Consider the following 21,427-nt stretch of genomic DNA (forward strand, 5'->3'; position numbering starts at 1 on the left):
GATCCCACACTCAGCCGGCCCAGAGGGTGAGCCGCTGGCGGATGATCTTGCGGCGCAGCACCACGCGGCGTACGCCGTCGTTGCCGATCCGCAGGCGGTCGAGCTCCCAGCCGCCGTGCTCGGCCCGGTCCACGAGCAACCGGGTGACGACGCTGCGGGAGAAGTCGCGGGGGAGGGTGAGGGTCTCGAACTCCCACTCCACCCCGTTCCGCGGCGGACGGCGGTGCACGCGGGTCATCAGTCGCCGCTCACGTCGTCGAGTGCCTCCACGATCTCGCGGGGCAGCGTGAGCTCCTCGACGCCGAGGGCGCCCTTCAGCTGGGTGCCCGTGCGGGCACCGACGATCGGGGCGGTCACGCCGGGGCGGTCGCGCACCCAGACGAGGGCCACCTCCAGCGGGCTCCAGCCCAGCCCGTCGGCGGCACGGGCCACGGCCTCGACGATGCCGCGGGCGCGCTCGTCGAGGTAGACGCCGACGAAGCGCCCGAAGTGCTCGGTCGCGGCCCGGGAGTCCGAAGGGGTGCCCGAGCGGTACTTGCCCGTCAGCACGCCCCGGCCGAGCGGGGACCACGGCAGGACGCCCAGCCCGAGGGCCTGCGCTGCGGGGACGACCTCGTGCTCGACGGCGCGGTTGAGCAGGGAGTACTCGACCTGGGTGGAGGCCAGCGTGGCCCGACCCGGCACCGCACGCTGCCAGGTGGCGGCCTGCGCGGTCTGCCAGCCGGAGTAGTTGGACACCCCGACGTACGACGCCCTGCCGGACGTGATCGCCAGGTCCAGGGCGGTCAGGGTCTCCTCGATCGGGGTCTCGTCGGTCCAGACGTGCACCTGCCACAGGTCGACGTGGTCGACGCCGAGCCTCTTCAGCGATGCGTCGAGCGAGGTGAGGAGGTGCCCGCGGGACGTGTCGGTGACCCGCTCACCCGTGCGCCGGGAGATGCCGGCCTTGGTCGCCAGCACGACCTCGTCGCGCGCCACCACGTCACCGATGAGGGTGCCGATCAGCTCCTCGCTGGCGCCGTCGCCGTAGCCGGCCGCCGTGTCGACCAGCGTGCCGCCCGCCTCGGCGAAGGCGATGAGCTGGTCGCGCGCCTCGTGCTCGTCGGTGTCGCGTCCCCAGGTCATCGTGCCGAGACCGAGCCGGGAGACCTTCAGGCCGGTCGAGCCGAGCGAACGCTGCTGCATGCGGCAGAGATTAGTCATGGCCGCCTCGGCGGGGCCTCCGGCTCGCCGCAGGCGGCGCCCCCGTAGGCTCCTGCGCCGTGGATCTCATCAAGGCCGTCGTCCTCGGCACCATCCAGGGACTGACCGAGTTCCTGCCGATCTCCAGCAGTGCGCACCTGCGCATCTTCCCCGATCTCTTCGGCTGGGGCGACCCGGGCGCCGCCTTCACCGCGGTGATCCAGATCGGCACCGAGCTGGCCGTCCTCATCTACTTCCGCAAGGACATCTGGCGCATCGGCCGGGCGTGGGTGCTCTCGCTGTTCAAGCCCGAGTGGCGCGGCCAGTTCGACGCCCGGATGGGGTGGTTCATCATCATCGGCTCGCTGCCGATCGTGGTGCTGGGCGTGCTGCTCAAGGACATCATCGAGGACGACTTCCGCAACCTGTGGATCATCGGCACCACGCTGATCGTGATGGGCATCGTGCTGGGCCTGGCCGACCGCTTCAGCAGCGACGACCGCGAGATCAGGCAGATCACCATCAAGGACGCCGTCCTGATGGGCATGGCGCAGGCGCTGGCGCTCATCCCGGGCGTCTCCCGCTCCGGGGCGACGATCTCGATGGGCCGCGTGCTGGGCTTCCAGCGCGAGGCCGCGACCCGCTACGCCTTCCTGCTCGCCATCCCCGCCGTCGTCGGCGCGGGCCTGTTCGAGCTCAAGGAGATCCCCGGCGGGGACAACGCCTACGGCTGGGGTCCGACGATCGTGGCCACCGTCGTGTCGTTCCTCGTGGGGTACGCCGCGATCGCCTGGCTGCTGCGCTACGTGTCGACCAACTCCTACACGCCGTTCGTGATCTACCGCGTCGCCCTGGGCACCGCGACGCTCCTGCTGGTCAGCGCGGGCGTGCTGACCGCCTGAACGTCCGCACCAGCAGCACCAGGGCAGCGACCTGGCTGACGGCCACGACCACCACCAGCGCGGTGAGCGACCGGTCGTAGAGCCAGCCCGCCCCGGCACCGCCCACGATCGCGAGCAGGCCCTGGATGCCGGCGAACACGCCGTACGCCGTCGCCCGGCGCGGCGCGTCCACGAGGTCGGCGACCGCCGCCTTGACGGTGGAGTCCTGGACGCCGTGGGCGAAGCCCCACACGACGACGCCGGCGACCACGAGGGCCGGCGTGGGGCCGAGGGCGAGGGCCGGCACGAGGGCGACCAGCACGGGCACCACCAGCAGGATGCGGGCGCCGAGCCGGTCGTAGGTCCAGCCGACGAGCAGCGCGGCCACGGCCTCGACCGCCATCGCGCCGGCGTAGACCAGGGGCACGGCCGCGACCGGGACGATCCCGTCGACCGTGAGGTGGTAGCCGATGATGCCGAAGGTCACCAGGGCGCCGGTCGTCAGGGACGCGGCGACCGCGTAGGCGAAGAAGTCGCGCGGCAGGCCGGCCCCGACTGCGTCGGCCCACCACCCCCGGGACGGTCCGGCGGCCGGGGCGGTCCCCTGCGTCGATCCCTGCGTCGATCCCGGCGTGGCGTCGTACACCGACGGGTCCGGGACCTTCAGCCGCAGGGCGAGCAGCAGCGCCATGGCGACGGCGCCCGGGATCGCGAGCACCGCCATCCCGGCCCAGAGCGTCGACGCCGCCACCACGGCGGCCACCAGCAGCGGTCCCGCGAACGCGCCCACCTGGTCCAGCGCCTTGTGCACCCCGAAGCCGCGCCCCCGTCCCACGGCGCCGGCCACGTGGGCGAGCAGCGCCGACTTCGAGGGCGACCGCACCGCCTTGCCGAGACGCTCGAGCAGGATCATGGTGACCGCGAACGCGAGGCCGGCCGCGCCGAGGCGGGGGCTCAGGAAGAGCAGCGGCACGCACACCGCGGTGAGCCCGTAGCCCACGATCGTGAGGGTCCAGTAGCGCCCCGTCCGGTCCGCCACCGGCCCGAAGACCAGCCGCAGCACCAGCGCCATGGCCTCGCCCGCGCCGGTGACCAGGCCCACGACTGCCGCCGAGGCGCCGAGCGCGGCCAGCACCGGCCCGTACATCGACCGGGCGCCCTCGTAGACCATGTCGGCGGCCAGGCTGACGAACCCGAACCACCACACCACCCGCCAGGCGCCGAGCCGGGGCGGCGACGTCTCGCTCAGAGCCATCCCGACTTCTTGAAGAACCACAGCAGCACCGCCGAGACCCCGACCATCAGCGCGAGGGCGAACGGGTAGCCGTAGGTCCAGTCCAGCTCGGGCATGTGCGTGAAGTTCATGCCGTAGATCCCGGCGATCAGGGTGGGTACGACGACCAGTGCGGCGCCGGCGGAGATCTTGCGCATGTCCTCGTTCTGCTGCACCGAGATGCGGGCCAGGTGGGCGTCGAACGCGGTGGACAGCAGGACGTCGAGGTTGTCGATGACCTCCGAGACGCGCTGGAGGTGGTCGGCGACGTCCCGGAAGTAGGTGGCGGTCTCCTCGTCGATGCCGGTGACCTCTGCCGTGGCGAAGCGCCGCATCGGCTCGCGCAGGGGCATGACGGCGCGGCGCACCTCCGCGATCTCGCGCTTGAGGACGTAGATCCGTGAGGAGTCATCGGTGCGGGCGGGGGAGAAGACCGACTCCTCGACCTCGTCGACGTCGATCTCCAGCGACGCCCCGACCTTCTCGTACTCGTCGACCACCCGGTCGCAGATCGCGTACATGACCGCCATCGGACCGTGCTTGAGCACCTTGGCCCGCTGCTCGAGGTCGCGACGCGCGGTGGCCAGGTCGATGCCCGCGCCGTGGCGGACGGTGACCACGAAGTCGGGTCCGACGAAGAGGTTGATCTCGCCGGTCTCGACCGCGTCCTGCTCGTCGACGTACCAGAGCGTCTTGAGCACGAGGAACAGCGTGTTGCCGTAGCGCTCGACCTTGGGACGCTGGTGGGAGTCGCCGGCGTCCTCGACCGCCAGGGGGTGCAGGTCGAAGGTGGCGGCGATCTGCCGCAGCTCCTCGCCGGAGGGGTCGTGGATCCCGACCCACTGGAAGTCGCCGACGCCGCACGGCACGCGGGCGTGCCCCAGGCTGGGGTCCCCGTCCCCGAGCGGGACCCGGACGCCCTCGTGGTAGAGCGCGTTGTCGACGATCACTGCGTCAGGCTAGTGGCAACGGGCCCTCGAGCGAGCGCCACGGCTCCGCCGCCACGCTGCCGCTACTGTCACCGGCATGGCCACCGTCATCCTCGTCCGCCACGGCCGCACGACCGCCAACGCCACCGGCGTGCTCGCCGGTCGGCTGCCCGGCGTCAGGCTGGACGAGCGGGGCACCGAGCAGGCGGCCGCGACGGCCCAGCGGCTCGCCTCCGTGCGGCTCGTGGCGGCGGTCTCCAGCCCGCTCGAGCGGTGCAAGCAGACGACCCGGGCGATCACCGCCGCGCAGGCCGGCGAGCTGGCCGTCACGACCGACCGCCGGATCAGCGAGTGCGACTACGGCGAGTGGCAGGGGCGCGCCCTCAAGGACCTCGCCAAGGAGCCGCTGTGGAAGGTCGTGCAGTCGCACCCGTCCGCGGCGGCCTTCCCCGGCGGCGAGTCCATGCGCGCCATGCAGGACCGCGCGGTGGAGGCCGTGCGCCGGCACGACCGGCTGGTCGAGGAGGAGCACGGCCCGGGCGGCGTGTGGCTGGCGGTCAGCCACGGAGACGTCATCAAGGCGATCCTGGCCGACGCGCTCGGCACCCACCTCGACCTGTTCCAGCGCATCCAGGTCGACCCCGCCTCGGTCTCCATCGTGCGCTACACCGAGTCGCGCCCCTACGTGCTCGGCACCAACACCTCAGCGGGGGACCTCTCGTGGCTCACGCCCCCGGCCAGGAAGCGGTCCTCGAGGCGCCGTCGTACGTCGGACGCACCGGTCGGCGGCGGTGCCGGACCGGACACGTCCCCGGCCGGGTCCTAGGGTGAGTGGCATGCCTCTCGTCCACGCCTTCGACCCGCCCGAGCGCTTCGTCGCCGGGACCGTCGGCGAGCCCGGCCACCGGACCTTCTTCCTGCAGGCCCGCGACGGCGCCCGCCTCACCAGCGTCGCCCTGGAGAAGCAGCAGGTCGAGGCGCTGGCCGAGCGCGTCGACGAGCTGCTCGACGAGGTGATGCAGGCCTCCGGCGGCAGCACCGTCGTGCCGGCGGTGGCTCCCTTCGACCTGGTCGACAACGACCCCCTCGAGCAGCCCATCGAGGAGGAGTTCCGCGCCGGAACCATGACGCTGTCGTGGGACTCCAGCACCGAGCGCATCGTCATCGAGGTGTTCCCCTTCACCGAGGCCGCCGTCGTCTCGCCCGACCAGCTCGACGAGGACCTCGAGGAGCCGGAGCCGGACGAGATCTTCCTGGTCAGGCTCACCGCCGGCGCCGCCCGCGCCTTCGTCGGCCGGGCGCGGACCGTGCTCGGCGCCGGCCGCCCGGACTGCCCGTTCTGCGGCAACCCGGTGGACCCCGAGGGGCACCTGTGCGTGCGGGCCAACGGCTTCAAGCGTCGAGACCCCCAGGCCTGATCCTCCGGTGTCCGAGCCGACCGTGACCGAGCCGACCGGTGAGCCGACCGGTGAGCCGACCGGTGAGGCCGTGCTGGCCGGGGAGATCACGCTGCACGGACGGGTGCTGCCCGCCTCTAACGCCACCTTCGTCGGCGAGGTGAGCGGCGTCCGCTGCGTCTACAAGCCGGTGCGGGGCGAGCGACCGCTGTGGGACTTCCCCGACGGCACCCTGGCGGCGCGCGAGGTGGCGTCGTACGCCGTCTCCGAGGCCTTCGGGTGGGACGTCGTCCCGCTGACCATCCTGCGCGAGGGTCCCCACGGGCCTGGCATGGTCCAGCTGTGGCGGGAGCCCGACCCCGCGCAGGACGCCGTCGACCTAGTGCCCGCCGGTCGGGTGCCCGCGGGGTTCCGGCACGTCTTCGACGGGCTCGACGAGTCCGACCGTCCCATCTCGCTCGTCCACGAGGACACCGACGGGCTGCGCCGGATGGCGGTCTTCGACGTGGTGGTCAACAACGCCGACCGCAAGGGCGGCCACGTGCTCGCGATGCCGGACGGCCACCGCCACGGCGTCGACCACGGCGTCACCTTCCACGTCGAGCACAAGCTGCGCACCGTGCTGTGGGGCTGGGCGGGGGAGCCGCTCACCGAGAAGGAGGTCGCGGGCCTGGAGAAGGTGCTCGACGCGCTCCGCGGCGACCTGGGCCAACGGCTCGAGGAGCTGCTCGACCCCGACGAGGTCGAGGCGACGCGGCGACGGGTCCAGCGCCTGCTGCGCACGGGGACCCTGCCCGACCCGCAGGGGTCCTGGCCGGTCATCCCCTGGCCGCCGTTCTAGGCCGGATAGGCTGCGGGACATGCGCAGCTGGTCCTCTCCCGACGTCCCCGCCCTCCCTGTCGTCGGGCCCGTCGTGCGGGTGCACGACACCGCGACGGGCGAGCTCGTCGAGACGCGTCCCGAGGGCCCGGCCCGCCTCTACGTCTGCGGGATCACGCCGTACGACGCCACGCACATCGGCCACGCCGCGACGTACGTCGCCTTCGACCTGCTCAACCGCGCGTGGCGCAACGCGGGCCACGAGGTCACCTACGTCCAGAACGTCACCGACGTCGACGACCCGCTGCTCGAGCGGGCCACCAAGGTCGGCGTCGACTGGGTCGAGCTGGCCGAGCGCGAGACCGAGCTCTTCCGGCACGACATGGAGGCGCTGCGGGTGCTGCCGCCCGCCGCCTACGTCGGCGCGGTCGAGTCGATCCCGCTGGTCATCGACCTCGTGCAGCGGCTCCAGGAGCTCGGAGCCGTCTACCAGGTCGAGACCGACCTCTACTTCTCCGTGACCGCGGACCCGGCCTTCGGCGACATCTCCGGCTGGGACCGCGAGACCATGCTGCGGGTCTTCCCCGACCGGGGCGGCGACCCGGAGCGGCCGGGCAAGAAGGACCCGCTCGACTGCATCGTGTGGCGCGGCGAGCGCGAGGGCGAGCCGTCCTGGGACAGCCCGTTCGGCCGCGGTCGCCCGGGCTGGCACATCGAGTGCAGCGCCATCGCGATGGAGCACCTCGGCGCCGCCTTCGACGTGCAGGGCGGCGGCAGCGACCTGGTCTTCCCGCACCACGAGATGTCGGCCGGGCACGCCCAGGTCGCGTTGCCGGGGGAGCCGCTGGCCCGCGCCTACGCGCACGCGGGGATGGTGGGCTACGACGGCGAGAAGATGTCGAAGTCCCGCGGCAACCTCGTCTTCGTCTCGGCCCTGCGCAACAGCGACGTCGACCCGATGGCGATCCGCCTGGTGCTCCTGCGCCACCACTACCGCAGCGACTGGGAGTGGACCGACGCCCAGCTCTGGGACGCCGTGGACACCCTCGACTCCTGGCGCAAGGCGTTCAGCCTCGGCGCCGGCGCCCCGGCCGCCCCCGTCGTGGAGGCGGTGCTGGCGGCGCTGGCCGACGACCTCGACGCCCCGACCGCGGTCGCGGCGATCGATGGCTGGGTCGCCTCGACCCTGGGCGACCTCGGCCTCGCCGACACCAGCGACCGCGACGCGGCGATCACGCTGCTGCCGGTGCTCGACGCGGCCCTCGGGATCGTGCTCTGAGGGGTCTCCCTCAGTCCTGGTCGCGGCGCTTGAGGTAGCGCTCGAACTCCCGGGCGATCGCCTCGCCGCTCGCCTCGGGCAGGTCGGCGGTGTCACGGGTCTCCTCGAGCGCGCGGATGTAGTCCGCCACGTCCTCGTCCTCCTCGGCGAGCTCGTCGACCCCGCGCTCCCAGGCCTTGGCGTCCTCCGGCAGGTCCCCGAGCGGGATGCTGCACTCCAGGAGGTCCTCGAGGGCACCGATCAGGGCCAGCGTCGCCTTGGGGCACGGCGGCTGGGCGACGTAGTGGGGCACCGCCGCCCAGTAGGAGGCCGCCGGGATGTCGAGCTGGATGCACGCGTCCTGGAAGACGCCGACGATGCCGGTCGGACCCTCGTACGTCGACTGCTCGAGCTTGAGCCGGTCGACCAGCTCCGGCTCGGTCGCCGTGCCGGTGACGGGGATGGGCCTGGTGTGGGGGGCGTCGGCCAGCAGCGCCCCGAGGGTCACCACGAGCTCGCCGCCCAGGTCGTCGCAGGCCGCGAGCAGCTCGGCGCAGAACTGGCGCCACCGCATGTTGGGCTCGATGCCGCGGACCAGGATGACGTCGCGGTGCAGGCCCGGGGGAGAGGCGATGGCGATCCGCGTCGTGGGCCAGGTGAGCCGGCGATGGCCGTTCTCGTCGGTGCCGACCATGGGGCGGTTGACCTGGAAGTCGTAGAACTCCTCGGGATCGATCGCCCCGATGACCGTCGCGTTCCACACCGTCATCAGGTGGTCGACCACCGACGAGGCTGCGTCGGCGGCGTCGTTCCAGCCCTCGAAGGCCGCGATCACCACGGGGGACACCAGGTCCTGGACGTCGTCGAACTCGATCACGCTTCCAGCGTAGTCCGGGTTCGTGCCCCACGACGGTGCACGACACCGCCGAGCTGCCGGACCCGCGAGCGCCGCCGCCCCCGTCACGGCGGCGATCGCTCCCCCTGGATCCTCGGCGCCGGGTCCGGCGAGACTCGGCACCACCGACGCTAGGCGCCGTGGCCCGGGATGGGGATCACCCGATGGGAGGGAGTTGGACCACCCGTACGGGCCATGGCGCCCTGCCGTCCGACCGGGGTCGGCCCGCGCCGGGATTTCTGGGGCGTACCCAATGAGTGTCACGATCTGGGAATGCTGTCCACACGGTGGAACGCCGTACCTAGGGTGGCAGTGAGCCGAGAGGAGCCGAGAGGCCTGTGAGTCCCGAGTCCGCGATCCAGCACCGTCCCGACGCCACCGAGGAGCTCGCCGCCGCCATGCGCGAGCGGATCCTGGTGATCGACGGCGCCATGGGCACGGCCATCCAGCGGGACCGGCCCGACGAGGCGGGCTACCGCGGAGAGCGCTTCGCCGACTGGGACAGCGACCTGGTCGGCAACAACGACCTGCTCACGCTGACGCAGCCGCACATCATCGAGGGCATCCACCGCGAGTACCTCGAGGCCGGCGCGGACCTCATCGAGACCAACACGTTCAACGCCAACGCGATCTCGTTGTCGGACTACGGCATGGCCGAGCTGGCCTACGAGCTCAACCTCGAGGCCGCGCGCCTGGCGCGCCGGGTCTGCGACGAGGTCACCGCGGCCGACCCCGGCCGGCCCCGCTACGTCGCCGGCGCCCTCGGGCCCACGACGCGCACGGCGTCCATCTCCCCGGACGTCAACGACCCGGGCGCCCGCAACGTGAGCTACGACGAGCTCGTGGCGGCCTACACCGAGGCGACCCGGGGGCTGCTGGACGGCGGCGCCGACCTGGTGATCATCGAGACGATCTTCGACACCCTCAACGCCAAGGCGGCCATCTCGGCGGTCGACCAGGTCTTCACCGACCTGGGACGCCGGTGGCCGGTGGTCGTCAGCGGCACCATCACCGACGCCTCCGGCCGCACCCTGTCGGGCCAGACCACCGAGGCGTTCTGGAACTCCGTCCGCCACGCGCGGCCCCTGCTGATCGGCCTCAACTGCGCCCTCGGCGCCCGCGAGATGCGCCCCTACGTCGCGGAGCTGTCGCGGATCGCCGACACCTTCGTCTCGGCCTACCCCAACGCCGGGCTCCCGAACGCCTTCGGTGAGTACGACGAGGCGGCCGAGGAGACCGCGGCCGTCGTCGCGGAGTTCGCCGAGAGCGGCCTGGTCAACCTCGTCGGCGGCTGCTGCGGCACGACGCCGGCCCACATCCGCGCCATCGCCGGCGCGGTCGAGGGCAAGGCCCCGCGGGTCCCCGCGGAGGTCGAGCCGGCCATGCGCCTGTCCGGCCTCGAGCCGTTCACGATCAACTCCGAGAGCCTGTTCGTCAACGTCGGCGAGCGGACCAACATCACCGGCTCCGCGCGCTTCCGCAAGCTCATCAAGGACGGCGACTACGACACCGCGCTCTCGGTGGCCGCGCAGCAGGTCGAGAACGGCGCCCAGGTCATCGACGTCAACATGGACGAAGGGATGATCGACGGCGTCACGGCCATGGACCGCTTCCTCAAGCTCATCGCCTCCGAGCCCGACATCAGCCGGGTGCCCGTGATGGTCGACTCCTCCAAGTGGGAGGTCATCGAGGCCGGGCTCAAGTGCGTGCAGGGCAAGGCCATCGTCAACTCCATCTCCATGAAGGAGGGGGAGGACAAGTTCCGCGAGCAGGCCCGGCTGTGCCGGCAGTACGGCGCGGCCGCGGTCGTGATGGCCTTCGACGAGGACGGCCAGGCCGACAACCTCGAACGCCGCAAGGCGATCTGCGAGCGGGCCTACCGGATCCTCGTGGACGAGGTGGACTTCCCGCCCGAGGACATCATCTTCGACCCCAACGTCTTCGCGGTGGCGACCGGCATCGAGGAGCACGCGTCCTACGGCCTGGACTTCATCGAGGCGACCCGCTGGATCAAGCAGAACTTGCCCGGCGCCAAGGTCAGCGGCGGCATCTCCAACGTCTCGTTCTCGTTCCGCGGCAACAACCCGGTGCGCGAGGCCATCCACGCCGTCTTCCTCTTCCACGCCATCGACGCGGGGCTGGACATGGGCATCGTCAACGCCGGCGCGCTGACCGTCTACGACGAGGTCGACCCCGAGCTGCGGGAGCGGATCGAGGACGTCGTCCTCAACCGTCGCCCCGACGCCGCGGAGCGGCTGCTGGAGATCGCCGAGGAGCACAACCGCGCCGGCCAGGCGGCCGAGGTGACCGAGGAGGAGTGGCGTGCCCTGCCGATCGGGGAGCGGATCACGCACGCCCTGGTCAAGGGCATCGACGCCCACGTCGAGGCGGACACCGAGATCCTCCGTGCCGAGATCGCCGAGCGCGGCGGCCGACCGATCGAGGTGATCGAGGGTCCGCTGATGGACGGCATGAACGTCGTCGGCGACCTGTTCGGCGCCGGGAAGATGTTCCTCCCGCAGGTGGTCAAGAGCGCCCGGGTGATGAAGAAGGCGGTCGCCTACCTCATCCCGTTCATCGAGCAGGAGAAGCTCGACAACCCCGAGTACGCCACCGCCAAGGACACCAACGGCACGATCGTGATGGCCACGGTCAAGGGCGACGTCCACGACATCGGCAAGAACATCGTCGGCGTCGTGCTGCAGTGCAACAACTACGAGGTCATCGACCTCGGCGTGATGGTGCCGGCGCAGAAGATCCTCGACACCGCCGCCGAGGTCGGCGCCGACATCATCGGCCTCTCGGGCCTGATCACGCCGTCGCTGGACGAGATGGTCATGTTCGCGACCGAGATGCAGCGCCAGGGCCTCGAGATCCCACTCATGGTCGGCGGGGCCACGACCTCGCGCGCCCACACCGCGGTCAAGGTCGACCCGCGCTACGACGGGCCGGTCGTCTGGGTCAAGGACGCGTCCCGCTCGGTGCCGACGGCGGCCGCGCTGCTCGACGCGAAGCAGCGCACCCGGCTGATGGCCGACGTCAAGGCCGACTACGACTCGCTGCGCACCCGCCACGCGGCCAAGCACGACCGGCCGATGGTGACCCTCGAGGAGGCCCGGGCCAACGCGACGCCGATCGACTGGAGCGACCACGAGCCGGTCGCCCCCGCCCGGTCCGGCGTCCACGTGCTCGACGACTACGACCTCGGCGAGCTGCGCGAGTTCATCGACTGGCAGCCCTTCTTCAATGCCTGGGAGATGAAGGGCAGGTTCCCCGACATCCTCAACAACCCCACCACGGGGGAGGTCGCGCGCAAGCTGTACGACGACGCGCAGGCCATGCTGGACCGCGTCGTGGCGGAGGGGTGGCTCACCGCCCGCGGCGTCTACGGGTTCTTCCCGGCCAACGGCGTCGGGGACGACGTGGAGCTCTACACCGACGACTCGCGCACCGAGGTCCGCACGACCCTGCACCACCTGCGCCAGCAGGGCCAGCACCGCTCCGGGGTCCCCAACCGGGCGCTCAGCGACTTCGTGGCGCCCCGGGAGACCGGGCTCGCGGACCACGTCGGCGGGTTCGCCGTCACCGCGGGCCACGGCACCGCCGAGCGGATCACCAAGTTCAAGGCCGAGCACGACGACTACTCCGCGATCCTGCTCGAGTCGCTGGCGGACCGGCTCGCCGAGGCGTTCGCCGAGCGGCTGCACCAGCGGGTGCGGACCGAGTTCTGGGGCCACGCCGCCGACGAGTCCATGTCCAACGACGACCTCATCGCCGAGCGCTACACCGGCATCCGGCCCGCCCCGGGCTACCCCGCGTGCCCGGACCACACCGAGAAGCTCACCCTGTGGGAGCTGCTCGACGTGGAGGCGCGCACCGGGATCGAGCTCACCGAGTCGATGGCCATGTGGCCCGGCGCCGCGGTCTCGGGCTGGTACTTCTCCCACCCACAGTCGCAGTACTTCGTCGTGGGCCGGCTCGGGCGTGACCAGGTCGCCGACTACGCCGAGCGCAAGGGCTGGACCCTGGCCGAGGCCGAGCGGTGGCTCTCGCCCAACCTGGGCTACGACCCGGAGGACTGAGCCCGGTCGGTGGACTCCTCCGCCTCGTCGGGGTCGAGGTCGCCTCCGGTCGGGTCGGGAGCGGACTCGTCGTCGAGCCAGGCGCCGCCGATGGGCTCGCGGTGCCAGGACGCGATCGTCCACCCGTCGTCGGGGTTGCCGTCCAGGGTGATGCAGCCGGTGTTGTGCAGGCCCTCGTGGATCGGGGCGTGGTCGCCGCTGGCCCGGTGCGTGACCCACGTCCGGATGGCGGCGCCGTGGCTCACGACGAGTGTCACGTCGGCCCCGCGCCGGCACACGCGCTCGACCGCGGCGTCGTACCGGGCCAGGAACTCGGTCCCCGTCTCGCCGCCCGGCATCCGGCGGCTCAGGTCACCCTCGAGCCAGGTGCCGATCGTGCCGAGGAAGCCCTCGAGCGCCTCCTGGTCGCTGCGCATCTCGAAGTCGCCCGCGGCGATCTCGCGCAGGCCGTCGTGCCGGACGGGCGTCAGGCCGAGCGTGCGGACGAGCGGGCCGGCCGTCTGTGCGGTGCGGATCGCGGTCGACACCGCGACGAGGCCGATGCCCTCCGTGGCCAGCGCCCGGACGGCCGCGTGCGCCTGCCGGACCCCGAGCTCGGTGAGCTCGTGGCCGGGGGCCGCGGTGTCGAGGGCGGCGGTCGTGTTGGCGACCGTCTGGCCGTGGCGGAGGAGCAGGAGGCGCATGCGGCAAGGCTAGGCGGGCGCCCCTCGTCGGGCGCACCTCACCCGTTCCGGACGATGCGGCGCCGCGGCGACGCCCTCATCGTGGCGGCCATGACGTTGGAGCTCGAGCAGCCGGGCCCAGGGATCGCGCCGGCCCGGCCGGCCGACGAGCTCCCGGTGATGGCGGCCGTCGCGCTCGAGCTCCACGGCAAGTTCCCATCGGTCCCGCTCGAGCAGGTGTCGATCCTCGTCGAGTGCCTGTGGTCGCACTACGACGGCGCCCCGGTCCGCGACTTCGTCGCGCTGCTGGTCCGCAAGCAGGCCTGGGAAGAGCTCTCCGACCACGTCGGTCCGCAGGCGTGATCTGCCGCGCTGCGTCGCCGGCAAGCCCCCTCGAGCCGGCCGGCGACCGTCGACTCACCTCACGGCGCGTGCCCCTGCTCCGCCGCGACGCGGTCGGCCCCGCGGACGCTGTCGAGCACCGTCTGTCCCTGGCGATCCACCAGTCGGGTGAAGAGCTGCTGGGCATACCCGAACACGAGCGCCCACGCCAGGATCTGGGCGGACGTGTCGAGCGCGCTGAGACCTGGCACGAACTGACCGCGCATGAGCAGCAGGCCGAGAAGGGCCGTGATCGCTCCCGTCGGCAGCTTGAGCACGGCCATCGCGACAGGTAGCCCGTAGCGCTCGGAGGAGCCGCGGATGCCACGGATGGCCCCCGCGGCGGCCACCGCTGCGGCCGCCAAGCCAGCGAGCTCGACCACGAACAGGTCGAAGCTCGTCACCGTCTCGGTGACCGCGTCGTCGATGTCCTGCATGACCGCCGCAGAGTCGGCGTCAGCGCCGGCCCGCGCCGAGGGAACGGGGAAGGGGTCGGACTGTGCCGTCGGGCAGACGACCACCGCCTCGTCCCCGCTCTCGGGCGCGAAGCACAAGGGGATGAGCGTCGGACGCCATGCACCGAGGAGCGCCACGGCGATGGCGAGCAGGGTCATGAGGAGAGTCGTCACGACCAGGACGTTGCGGAAGCTGCGTACCCGGATCTGCTCCCGCACCGCCGCCGAGCCCGCCGCCCGGACCGCGGTGGCGATCTTGCCGCGTTCCTCCTCGATCATCTCCAGCTTGCGGGATCGGTCGAGCCGGGTCGACGAGTGGGATCCGGGTCGGAGGCCCGGAGCGACTCCCAGGGCGACGGACAGGCGTTCGAACTCGATACGACGGACGTCGTCGGGGACCAGGTGCCGCTGGACGTGGGCGAGCAGACCCGGGAGCTGGCCCAGGATCATGGCCGGGGGCGCGAAGTTCAGCAGCTGCGACTCCGCGGCGTCGAGGTTGCTCATCGCGCGCTCGCGCAGCGAGCCGCCACGCCACCGCGGGAACCGCTGCCGCGGATCGGACCTGTCCGAGCGAGCCGCGGCCCGGGCGGCATCGAGGTGGGCCTGAAGGGCCATGGCGAAGATGTCGCTCTCCGGGCTCGTGGACTCCCGCACCGCGTAGGCGCACAGCGTGTCGAGCTCGAGCGCCCGGGTGAGCGTCCCCTCACGCCATCCGGCGGACAACGGTCCGCCCACGCGGTACCGCGACACCAAGGGACTTGCCTGGTCCTCGTCCCCGTTCATGCCCGCCCCCTTGCTGCCGCGGCGTCCTGTCGCACGGACGTCAGGTGGTTTGCACGGTCAGCACCACGAGGCGGTGTCCGTGTCGGAGATCCCCGTGGCCGGGGCCCGGCCGTCGGAGCAACAGGGAGATGTCCGATCCCCCCGAACCAGACGCGTCGTAGCTGCCATCGTGTTCGCGTCGCGACGAACGTGTCAAGGAGCAGTTCCGGTCCCGCAGGCCCTGGAGCAGGGTGACTCGAGCATGCCCGGGCGGTGTGTGGCGCTCGCCACGCGCGCGGCGTACCGGCCTCCGGCGATGCGGGAGGCACCCGCCTCCGCGGATACGCTCGACGACCGTGAGCGCACACCCGGCAGCAGTCCTGTGGGACATGGACGGCACCCTCGTCGACACCGAGCCCTACTGGATCGCGACCGAGTACGCGATGGCCGAGAAGTACGGCGGCACCTGGTCCGACGAGCACGCCCTCAACCTCGTCGGCAACGCGCTGATCGACTCGGGCGCCTACATCCGCGAGCACATGGGGATCGACCGCACGCCCGAGCAGATCGTGGACGAGCTGCTCGACGGCGTCGTCGAGCGCGTACGCCGTGAGGTGCCGTGGCGCCCTGGCGGCCGCGAGCTGCTGGAGGACCTCCGCGCCCACGGCGTGCCCTGCGCGCTCGTCACGATGTCGTGGGTGCGGTTCGTCGAGCCGATCCTGGAGCACCTCCCCGAGGGCACGTTCGCCACCGTCGTCACCGGCGACCGGGTCGAGCTCGGCAAGCCCCACCCCGAGCCCTACCTCAAGGCCGCCGCGGACCTCGGCGTCGAGCCGGGGGAGTGCCTGGCCATCGAGGACTCCAACACCGGCGCCACGTCGGCCGAGTCGGCCGGCTGCACGGTCCTGTGCGTGCCCAACCACGTGCCGATCCTCGAGGGGGAGCGGCGGGTCTTCGCCGACACCCTGGTCGGCCTCGGCGCCGCGGACCTGGGGGGCTTCGTCAGCGAGCGGTGACGCCCTCGTCGGTGTCGAGGTCCCCGGAGGGGTCCGGCACCGGCACGCGCTCGGGCAGCGGCGGGGGAGTGCCGCCGTACGACGGGCAGTAGGGCTTGTAGCTGCACCAGTCGCACAGCCGCGAGGGGCTCGGGCGCCAGTCGCCGGTCCGCTCGCACTCCTGGATCGCGCGCCAGACGGCCTCGACCTTGCGCTCGGTGGCGAGCAGGTCGGCCTCGTCGGGCTCGTAGCGCAGGATCTCGCCGTTGCCGAGGTAGACCAGCTGGAGCACGCTCGGCAGGACGCCGCGGGTACGCCACAGCACCAGGGCGTAGAACTTCATCTGGAAGAGCGCCTTGGCCTCGAAGCCGACGGCGGGAGACCTCCCGCTCTTGTAGTCCACCACCCTGACCCTGCCGTCGGGGGCGACGTCGAGGCGGTCGACGAACCCCCGCAGCAGCAGCCTGCTGTCGAGGACCGTCTCGACGTAGAGCTCGCGCTCGGCGGGCTCGAGGCGGCGCGGGTCCTCGAGGGTGAAGTAGCGGTCGAGCACCTGGCGGCACGACGTCAGCCAGGACGCCACGTCCGGACCCTCGTCGCCGAACATCCCGGCGACCTCCGGCGACGCCTCGAGGAGGGCCTCCCATGAGGGGACCAGCATGTCCGCCGCGACGTCGGGCGTGCGGTCGGGCGCGGGCAGGTCGAAGAGGTCCTCCAGCACCTTGTGCACGACGGTGCCGCGGACCGCGTCCGGTGACGGCTCCTCGGGCAGGCGGTCGATGGTGCGGAACCGGTACATCAACGGGCAGGTCATGAAGTCGCCCGCGCGGCTGGGGGAGAGCGCCCCCAGCACCTCGACGCCGTCGACCGCGGTGGAGACGCGATCGGCGGGGGAGGCAGCGGGAGAGCTCATGCGCCGCACCCTAGGGGAGGCCACCGACACCGGGTGCCGCGGCTAGGCTCGTGGAGTGACCGAGACTCCAACGCCGGCGGATCGACACCGGGGGGACCGCCAGCGGGCCCCGGGGACGTTCCGGGTCGGTTCCGTCTCGGGCATCGACGTGCTCGTCACCAGCTCCTGGTTCCTCGTCGCCGCGCTGATCGCCTTCGCGATCGCCCCGCGGATCGAGCAGGCGGAGCCCGGACTCGGCCTGTTCAAGTACGTCGCCGGGCTGATCTTCGCGGTGATGCTCTACCTGGCGGTGCTGCTCCACGAGGCCTCGCACGCCCTGGTGGCGCAGCGCTTCGGGTACGTCGTCAACTCCATCACGCTGCACTTCCTCGGCGGGATGACCGAGATCGACGGGGCCGCTCGCAAGCCCCGACAGGAGTTCTGGATCGCGGTGGTGGGCCCGCTGGCGTCGATCGCCGTCGGGCTGGTGGCCCTCGCCGCGTGGTTCGTGGTCCCGGAGGGACTGGTCCAGGTGACGATCGAGGGCCTCGCCGGCGCCAACCTGCTCATCGGCGTCCTCAACCTCGTCCCCGGCCTGCCGCTGGACGGCGGGCGCGTCCTCAAGGCGTTCGTCTGGGGCGTCTCCGGCAACGAGCACCGCGGCACCCTGGTCGCCGGCTGGGGAGGTCGTCTGACCGCGCTGGCCGTGCTGGCGTGGCCGCTGGTCCAGCGCGAGGCCTTCGACGTCGAGCCGACGCTGTTCGACTACGCCCTGGTCTTCGTGCTCGCCGTGTTCCTGTGGACCGGGGCGACCGCGGCCATGTCACAGGCGCGCATGCGGCGCCGCCTGCCGTACCTCGTGGCGCGGCCGCTCGCGCGACGTACGCTGTCGGTTCCCGAGGACCTGCCGCTCGCCGAGGCCGTGCGCCGGGCCCAGGAGGCCGGAGCCGGGAGCATCGTCACCACCACGAGCTCGGGCCGCGCGACCGGCATCGTCAGCGAGGCAGCTGTGCAGGCGACGCCGGTCGAGCGTCGCCCCTGGATGGCGGTCTCGGCCGTCGCCCGCACCCTCGAGGACGGGCTGTCGCTGCCGGCCACGCTGGCAGGCGAGGACCTGATCCTGGCGATCAGCCGGCGTCCCGCGGAGGAGTACCTGCTGCTGGAGGAGGACGGCCAGATCTGCGGCGTCCTCGTGACCGCCGACGTCGACCGCGCCTTCCGGGAAACCCCCCATTGACGGTGAGGTGCCCGGCGCAGTGCGGGCCTAGCCTCGAGACGTGAGCGAACCGGACCTCCCGGCGTCGCCCGAGGGCGACCCCGGCAAGCGCATGCCTCCGATGCTGGAGCACGAGGCGACCTCTCCCCGGCAGCGGGCCATCCGGATCACCCTCACCCTGCTGCTGCTCTACCTCATCTTCGGTGTCGTGATCCCGAGCTTCGCCTCGTACGAGGACGTCTGGGACGCGCTCACGTCGCTCGACCCCGTCACGCTGCTCCTCCTGACCGCGCTCACGTTCGTGGTGGAGGGGTGCAAGGCCGGCGCCTTCGCCGTCATCATCGAGCGCCTCCGGTTCCCGGACGCCTTCCTCGCACAGGAGGCGGCCGCCGTGGTCTCGAACACCGTGCCGGGACCCTCCGGCACGGCCGCGCGCTACGTGACCTACCGCAAGCTCGGCATCAGCACCGAGGACTTCGCGACGTCGTACGTCGTCAACAGCTCGGTCAGCTACGTGATGCCGCTCCTCCTGCCGTCGATCGGGCTCATCCTCCTCTCCACGCAGTCCGACGTGCCCGGAGCGGTCTGGACGCTCGCCCTCATCGGCCTCGGTGTCTCCGTCGCGCTGCTCGTCCTCGCCTTCCTCATCATGCGCAGCGAGCAGTTCGCGAGGCGCTTCGGCGCGCGGACGGGCCGGTTCCTCGACTGGTTCCGGGGGATGGCCCGCAGGCCCCCGGGCGCGGACCTCGGGGTGATGGTCGTCGAGTGGCGCAGCGACGTGGTCGAGATCTTCCGCCGGTGCGGGCTGGGCCTCGTCGGCCTCTTCGTCCTCCGCGAGGTCGCCACCTACCTGATCCTCCTCGCCTCGCTCCGCGGGCTGGGCGTCGGGAGCAACGTCCTCACCCCCATCGAGGTCTTCGCGGTCTACACGGTGGTGCGGCTGGCGACGCTGGTGGAGATCACGCCGGGCAACGTCGGCATCGCGGAGGCGCTCTACATCAGCGCGCTCAACTGGGCGGCGGGCGGCCGCGACGCCGACGCCATCGTCGCAGCGGTGTTCGTCTTCCGGATGTTCACCTATCTCGGGCCCATCCTCATCGGCGGCGTGTGCACGATGCTGCTCTCGCGGCGGTTCCGGAAGGCGGGGACGGCGTCGGTTCCCTGATGAGCCGACGGTCCGGTGGCTGAGGCGCGAGCGCAGCTCGCCTGGCTCCGTCCGGTGGTTCAGGTGCGAGTGCAGGGAGGCTCGAAACCCGTCGAAAGTCGTGTCCACAGTGTGGTCGGGAGGCCGGTTTCCGGGGGTCCGTTGTCGGTGGTCCCTGATGCAATAGGACCCATGAAGACGCCCGCCGCTCCCGCTCTGGACACTCCGGCCGAGCTGTTGCGCGCGGTGCGTGAGCGCAAGCAGGCGGCCGACCGCAACGACGTGGAGATGATGCGGCTCGGCGTGCACTGGGCCGACCTCCACCTCGCGGACCCGGAGCACGCGGAGGCGTGCTTCACCTCCCCGAAGACCTTCGCCGGTGAGGGGTCCCCGAGCATCGATGAGTTCTGTGTGCCGGAGTTCGCGACCATGCTCGGTCGCACGTGCGACTCCGCGGGGCGGTTCCTGACCGAGTGCGTGGAGGTGGCCTACCGCCTCCCGCAGCTGTGGGGTGCGGTCCAGGCGGGCCTGGTGGCGGGGTGGCGGGCCCGGGTGATCGCGCAGACCACCCTCGACCTCACCCTCGAAGCCGCGACCTACGTCGACTCGCAGGTGTTCTGGTGCGCCAACCGGCTCACCCCCTCCGCCCTGGGGCGGGTGGTGGACGAGGCCCGGGTGCGCCACATGCCCGACGCGCTCGAGAAGGCGCTGGAGAAGTCGGCGGACAAGCGCAACGTCACCTTCGACACCCAGCAGGTCTCCTTCGACGGCACCATGCACCTCGAGGCAGACCTGGAGATCCCCGACGCCCTCGCCCTGCGCGAGGCCGTCGCGTCGGGCGCGGAGCACCTCGCCAGGCTCGGCTCGACCGACACGGTCGACGGACGTCGGGCCACCGCGCTGGGGGACCTGGCCCGCCGCCAGCTGACCATCGGCTTCGACGACGAGTCCTCGACGGTCGAGACCTCGAAGCCCACGACTCCGGCCACGCCCGTGACGCAGATCGTGATCTACGCGCACCTGTCCGCCGATGCCATCACCGGACTGGATGGGACAGGGTCTGGGACCGGGGAGGCACTGTGTGCGCGGGTCGAGTAGGCCGGCCAGCGGCTCCTGTCGGTGGAGCAGGTCCGCGCCTGGTGCGGCCGTCCCGACGCCGCGGTGGTCGTCAAGCCGGTCATCGACCTGCGCGAACGGTTGGAGACCAAGGGCTACACGCCCACCGCCGCCATGCGGGACTACGTGATCGTCCGCGACGGCACGTGCGTCTTCCCGTGGTGCGGCCGCAACGCCCGCCTCGGCGACATCGACCACATCGTCCCCTACGACCACCAGCATCCCGACCGCGGCGGACCCACGAGCACCGACAACCTCGCCGCCCTGTGCCGCCGGCACCATCGGCTCAAGACCAAGGGCCGCTGGCGCTACCGGATGACCGAGCCCGGGGTGTTCGACTGGACCAGCCCGCTGGGCTGGACCTACCGCCGCGACCACACCGGCAGCCGGTGTACCGGCAGAGCCTGGCCCGGGCACGGGCACGCGGCTGGATCAGAGGAGACGGGCGTGCCTGACCTGCACCCGCCCGACCGGTAGCCAGCACGCCCCACACCCCGCCACCAGCACCCCGGCGGGGCCACGGGCATGTCCGGAGCGGGTTGCTCGTGTGTGCCGGTCGGTCTGGGCGAGGTGAGCGATACTTCCGACGGTCGTGGACGCGATCCGCTGGATCGATGCACCGATGCCCCCGGTCGCGAGCACCTCCGTCGTCCATGAATCGCGGAAGGCGGCAGATCCCGACAGGCAGACGACGACTCAGCTGCCGGCGTCACCGCCGGTGACCTCGACGCCACCGCCCTCGAAGCCGCCTCGCATGCGCTGTCTGCCGTGCAGCTGATCGGGCAGCGGCGAGACGACCGAGTACATCAGCGCGGCTGCGATGCCGACCACGATGAAGCCACCCATCAAGACCAGGCCTGCGCTGGTCGTGCCGTTCGACCGGAGCGTCGCGAAGACGCACGCGCCCACGGCAGTTGCGGCGACAGCCCAGAAGATCGACCACGACCGGCGAAGACGCCACGTGGTTCTGCTGGCGAGTGAGCGTACGGGCATGACGTGAGTGTGCCGCAGCGGCGGCCTTGAGGCATCAGGACTGGAAGAAGCGCTCGTCGCCCGGTCGGGTGGCTGGCGTCGCCGCCGTTTCCGC

Annotated in this window: 21 protein-coding genes; 12 read left to right on the forward strand and 9 right to left on the reverse strand. The window is 71.9% G+C overall.

The window, feature by feature from the left end:
- Positions 1-10: 10 nt before the first annotated feature.
- Positions 11-238 (reverse strand): DUF5703 family protein, encoded by a 228-nt coding sequence (locus DAI17_RS16985; protein ID WP_107774382.1) that lies wholly within the window; start codon positions 236-238, stop codon positions 11-13.
- Positions 238-1,185: an aldo/keto reductase gene (locus DAI17_RS16990; protein ID WP_107774383.1), complete on the reverse strand. Its 948-nt coding sequence runs from the start codon at positions 1,183-1,185 to the stop codon at positions 238-240. Before DAI17_RS16990 ends, DAI17_RS16985 begins: the two co-directional genes overlap by 1 nt.
- A 77-nt stretch (positions 1,186-1,262) precedes the next feature.
- Here DAI17_RS16990 and DAI17_RS16995 point away from each other — a divergent pair, with 77 nt between their 5' ends.
- Entirely contained in the window at positions 1,263-2,084 is an 822-nt protein-coding gene (locus DAI17_RS16995; protein WP_107774384.1) for an undecaprenyl-diphosphate phosphatase, read from the forward strand.
- Here DAI17_RS16995 and DAI17_RS17000 read toward each other — a convergent pair.
- Positions 2,059-3,318 (reverse strand): MFS transporter, encoded by a 1,260-nt coding sequence (locus DAI17_RS17000; protein WP_107774385.1) that lies wholly within the window; start codon positions 3,316-3,318, stop codon positions 2,059-2,061. The genes DAI17_RS16995 and DAI17_RS17000 overlap by 26 nt on opposite strands.
- Entirely contained in the window at positions 3,309-4,286 is a 978-nt protein-coding gene (gene corA, locus DAI17_RS17005) for a magnesium/cobalt transporter CorA (protein ID WP_107774386.1), read from the reverse strand. The genes DAI17_RS17000 and corA overlap by 10 nt, the downstream gene beginning before the upstream one ends.
- Before the next feature lie 76 nt (positions 4,287-4,362).
- Between corA and DAI17_RS17010 the strand changes: the two genes are divergently transcribed.
- From DAI17_RS17010 to mshC, 4 genes are read left to right on the forward strand one after another with little or no spacing between them, the layout of a single operon-like run.
- Positions 4,363-5,091, forward strand: a complete 729-nt coding sequence (locus DAI17_RS17010; protein WP_107774387.1) for a histidine phosphatase family protein — start codon at positions 4,363-4,365, stop codon at positions 5,089-5,091.
- A gap of 10 nt (positions 5,092-5,101) precedes the next feature.
- Positions 5,102-5,683, forward strand: coding sequence for a DUF3090 domain-containing protein (locus DAI17_RS17015; RefSeq protein ID WP_107774388.1), 582 nt, complete (start codon positions 5,102-5,104; stop codon positions 5,681-5,683).
- A gap of 7 nt (positions 5,684-5,690) precedes the next feature.
- The gene (locus tag DAI17_RS17020) at positions 5,691-6,503 is read left to right on the forward strand and encodes an SCO1664 family protein (RefSeq protein ID WP_234412554.1); all 813 of its coding nucleotides are present in this window, start codon (positions 5,691-5,693) and stop codon (positions 6,501-6,503) included.
- Positions 6,504-6,522: 19 nt separating this feature from the next.
- Complete coding sequence (gene mshC, locus DAI17_RS17025) at positions 6,523-7,761, forward strand: cysteine--1-D-myo-inosityl 2-amino-2-deoxy-alpha-D-glucopyranoside ligase (RefSeq protein WP_107774389.1); 1,239 nt, start codon at positions 6,523-6,525, stop codon at positions 7,759-7,761.
- A gap of 10 nt (positions 7,762-7,771) precedes the next feature.
- On the opposite strand, the gene DAI17_RS17030 is transcribed toward mshC, so the two are convergent.
- The gene (locus DAI17_RS17030) at positions 7,772-8,617 is read right to left on the reverse strand and encodes a PAC2 family protein (protein WP_107774390.1); all 846 of its coding nucleotides are present in this window, start codon (positions 8,615-8,617) and stop codon (positions 7,772-7,774) included.
- A gap of 416 nt (positions 8,618-9,033) precedes the next feature.
- On the opposite strand from DAI17_RS17030, the gene metH reads away from it, so the two are divergent.
- Entirely contained in the window at positions 9,034-12,717 is a 3,684-nt protein-coding gene (gene metH / locus DAI17_RS17035; protein ID WP_234412571.1) for a methionine synthase, read from the forward strand.
- Here the strand turns inward: metH and DAI17_RS17040 are convergent.
- On the reverse strand, positions 12,699-13,400 hold the full coding sequence (locus DAI17_RS17040; RefSeq protein ID WP_107774391.1) for a histidine phosphatase family protein: 702 nt from the start codon (positions 13,398-13,400) through the stop codon (positions 12,699-12,701). The two genes, metH and DAI17_RS17040, sit on opposite strands and share 19 nt — an antisense overlap.
- Positions 13,401-13,490: 90 nt before the next feature.
- On the opposite strand from DAI17_RS17040, the gene DAI17_RS17045 reads away from it, so the two are divergent.
- A complete protein-coding gene (locus DAI17_RS17045) occupies positions 13,491-13,742 on the forward strand; it encodes a three-helix bundle dimerization domain-containing protein (protein WP_159081608.1) in 252 nt (83 codons plus the stop codon).
- A 59-nt stretch (positions 13,743-13,801) separates the two neighbouring features.
- Here the strand turns inward: DAI17_RS17045 and DAI17_RS17050 are convergent, their stop codons facing one another.
- Positions 13,802-14,998, reverse strand: coding sequence for a hypothetical protein (locus DAI17_RS17050; protein ID WP_107774393.1), 1,197 nt, complete (start codon positions 14,996-14,998; stop codon positions 13,802-13,804).
- Positions 14,999-15,333: 335 nt separating this feature from the next.
- Here DAI17_RS17050 and DAI17_RS17055 point away from each other — a divergent pair, with 335 nt between their 5' ends.
- Positions 15,334-15,993, forward strand: coding sequence for an HAD family hydrolase (locus DAI17_RS17055; protein ID WP_234412555.1), 660 nt, complete (start codon positions 15,334-15,336; stop codon positions 15,991-15,993).
- On the opposite strand, the gene DAI17_RS17060 is transcribed toward DAI17_RS17055, so the two are convergent.
- Positions 15,980-16,885 carry a RecB family exonuclease gene (locus DAI17_RS17060; RefSeq protein WP_107774395.1) on the reverse strand — a complete coding sequence of 302 codons (906 nt, stop codon included), beginning with the start codon at positions 16,883-16,885 and terminating at the stop codon, positions 15,980-15,982. The genes DAI17_RS17055 and DAI17_RS17060 overlap by 14 nt on opposite strands.
- 55 nt (positions 16,886-16,940) lie before the next feature.
- On the opposite strand from DAI17_RS17060, the gene DAI17_RS17065 reads away from it, so the two are divergent.
- The 4 genes from DAI17_RS17065 to DAI17_RS17080 all read left to right on the forward strand — a co-directional run bounded on the left by DAI17_RS17065 (position 16,941) and on the right by DAI17_RS17080 (position 20,817).
- Positions 16,941-18,101, forward strand: a complete 1,161-nt coding sequence (locus DAI17_RS17065; protein WP_107774396.1) for a site-2 protease family protein — start codon at positions 16,941-16,943, stop codon at positions 18,099-18,101.
- Between the two features lie 40 nt (positions 18,102-18,141).
- Positions 18,142-19,245 (forward strand): lysylphosphatidylglycerol synthase transmembrane domain-containing protein, encoded by a 1,104-nt coding sequence (locus DAI17_RS17070; RefSeq protein ID WP_107774397.1) that lies wholly within the window; start codon positions 18,142-18,144, stop codon positions 19,243-19,245.
- A 171-nt stretch (positions 19,246-19,416) separates the two neighbouring features.
- Positions 19,417-20,322 carry a hypothetical protein gene (locus tag DAI17_RS17075; protein WP_107774398.1) on the forward strand — a complete coding sequence of 302 codons (906 nt, stop codon included), beginning with the start codon at positions 19,417-19,419 and terminating at the stop codon, positions 20,320-20,322.
- A 21-nt stretch (positions 20,323-20,343) separates the two neighbouring features.
- Positions 20,344-20,817 (forward strand): HNH endonuclease signature motif containing protein, encoded by a 474-nt coding sequence (locus tag DAI17_RS17080; protein ID WP_107774399.1) that lies wholly within the window; start codon positions 20,344-20,346, stop codon positions 20,815-20,817.
- 219 nt (positions 20,818-21,036) lie between these two features.
- Here the strand turns inward: DAI17_RS17080 and DAI17_RS17085 are convergent, their stop codons facing one another.
- Positions 21,037-21,333 (reverse strand): hypothetical protein, encoded by a 297-nt coding sequence (locus DAI17_RS17085; protein ID WP_159081609.1) that lies wholly within the window; start codon positions 21,331-21,333, stop codon positions 21,037-21,039.
- Positions 21,334-21,427: the final 94 nt, after the last annotated feature.

The sequence above is a fragment of the Nocardioides sediminis genome (genome assembly GCF_003047295.1).
Classification (GTDB): domain Bacteria; phylum Actinomycetota; class Actinomycetes; order Propionibacteriales; family Nocardioidaceae; genus Nocardioides; species Nocardioides sediminis.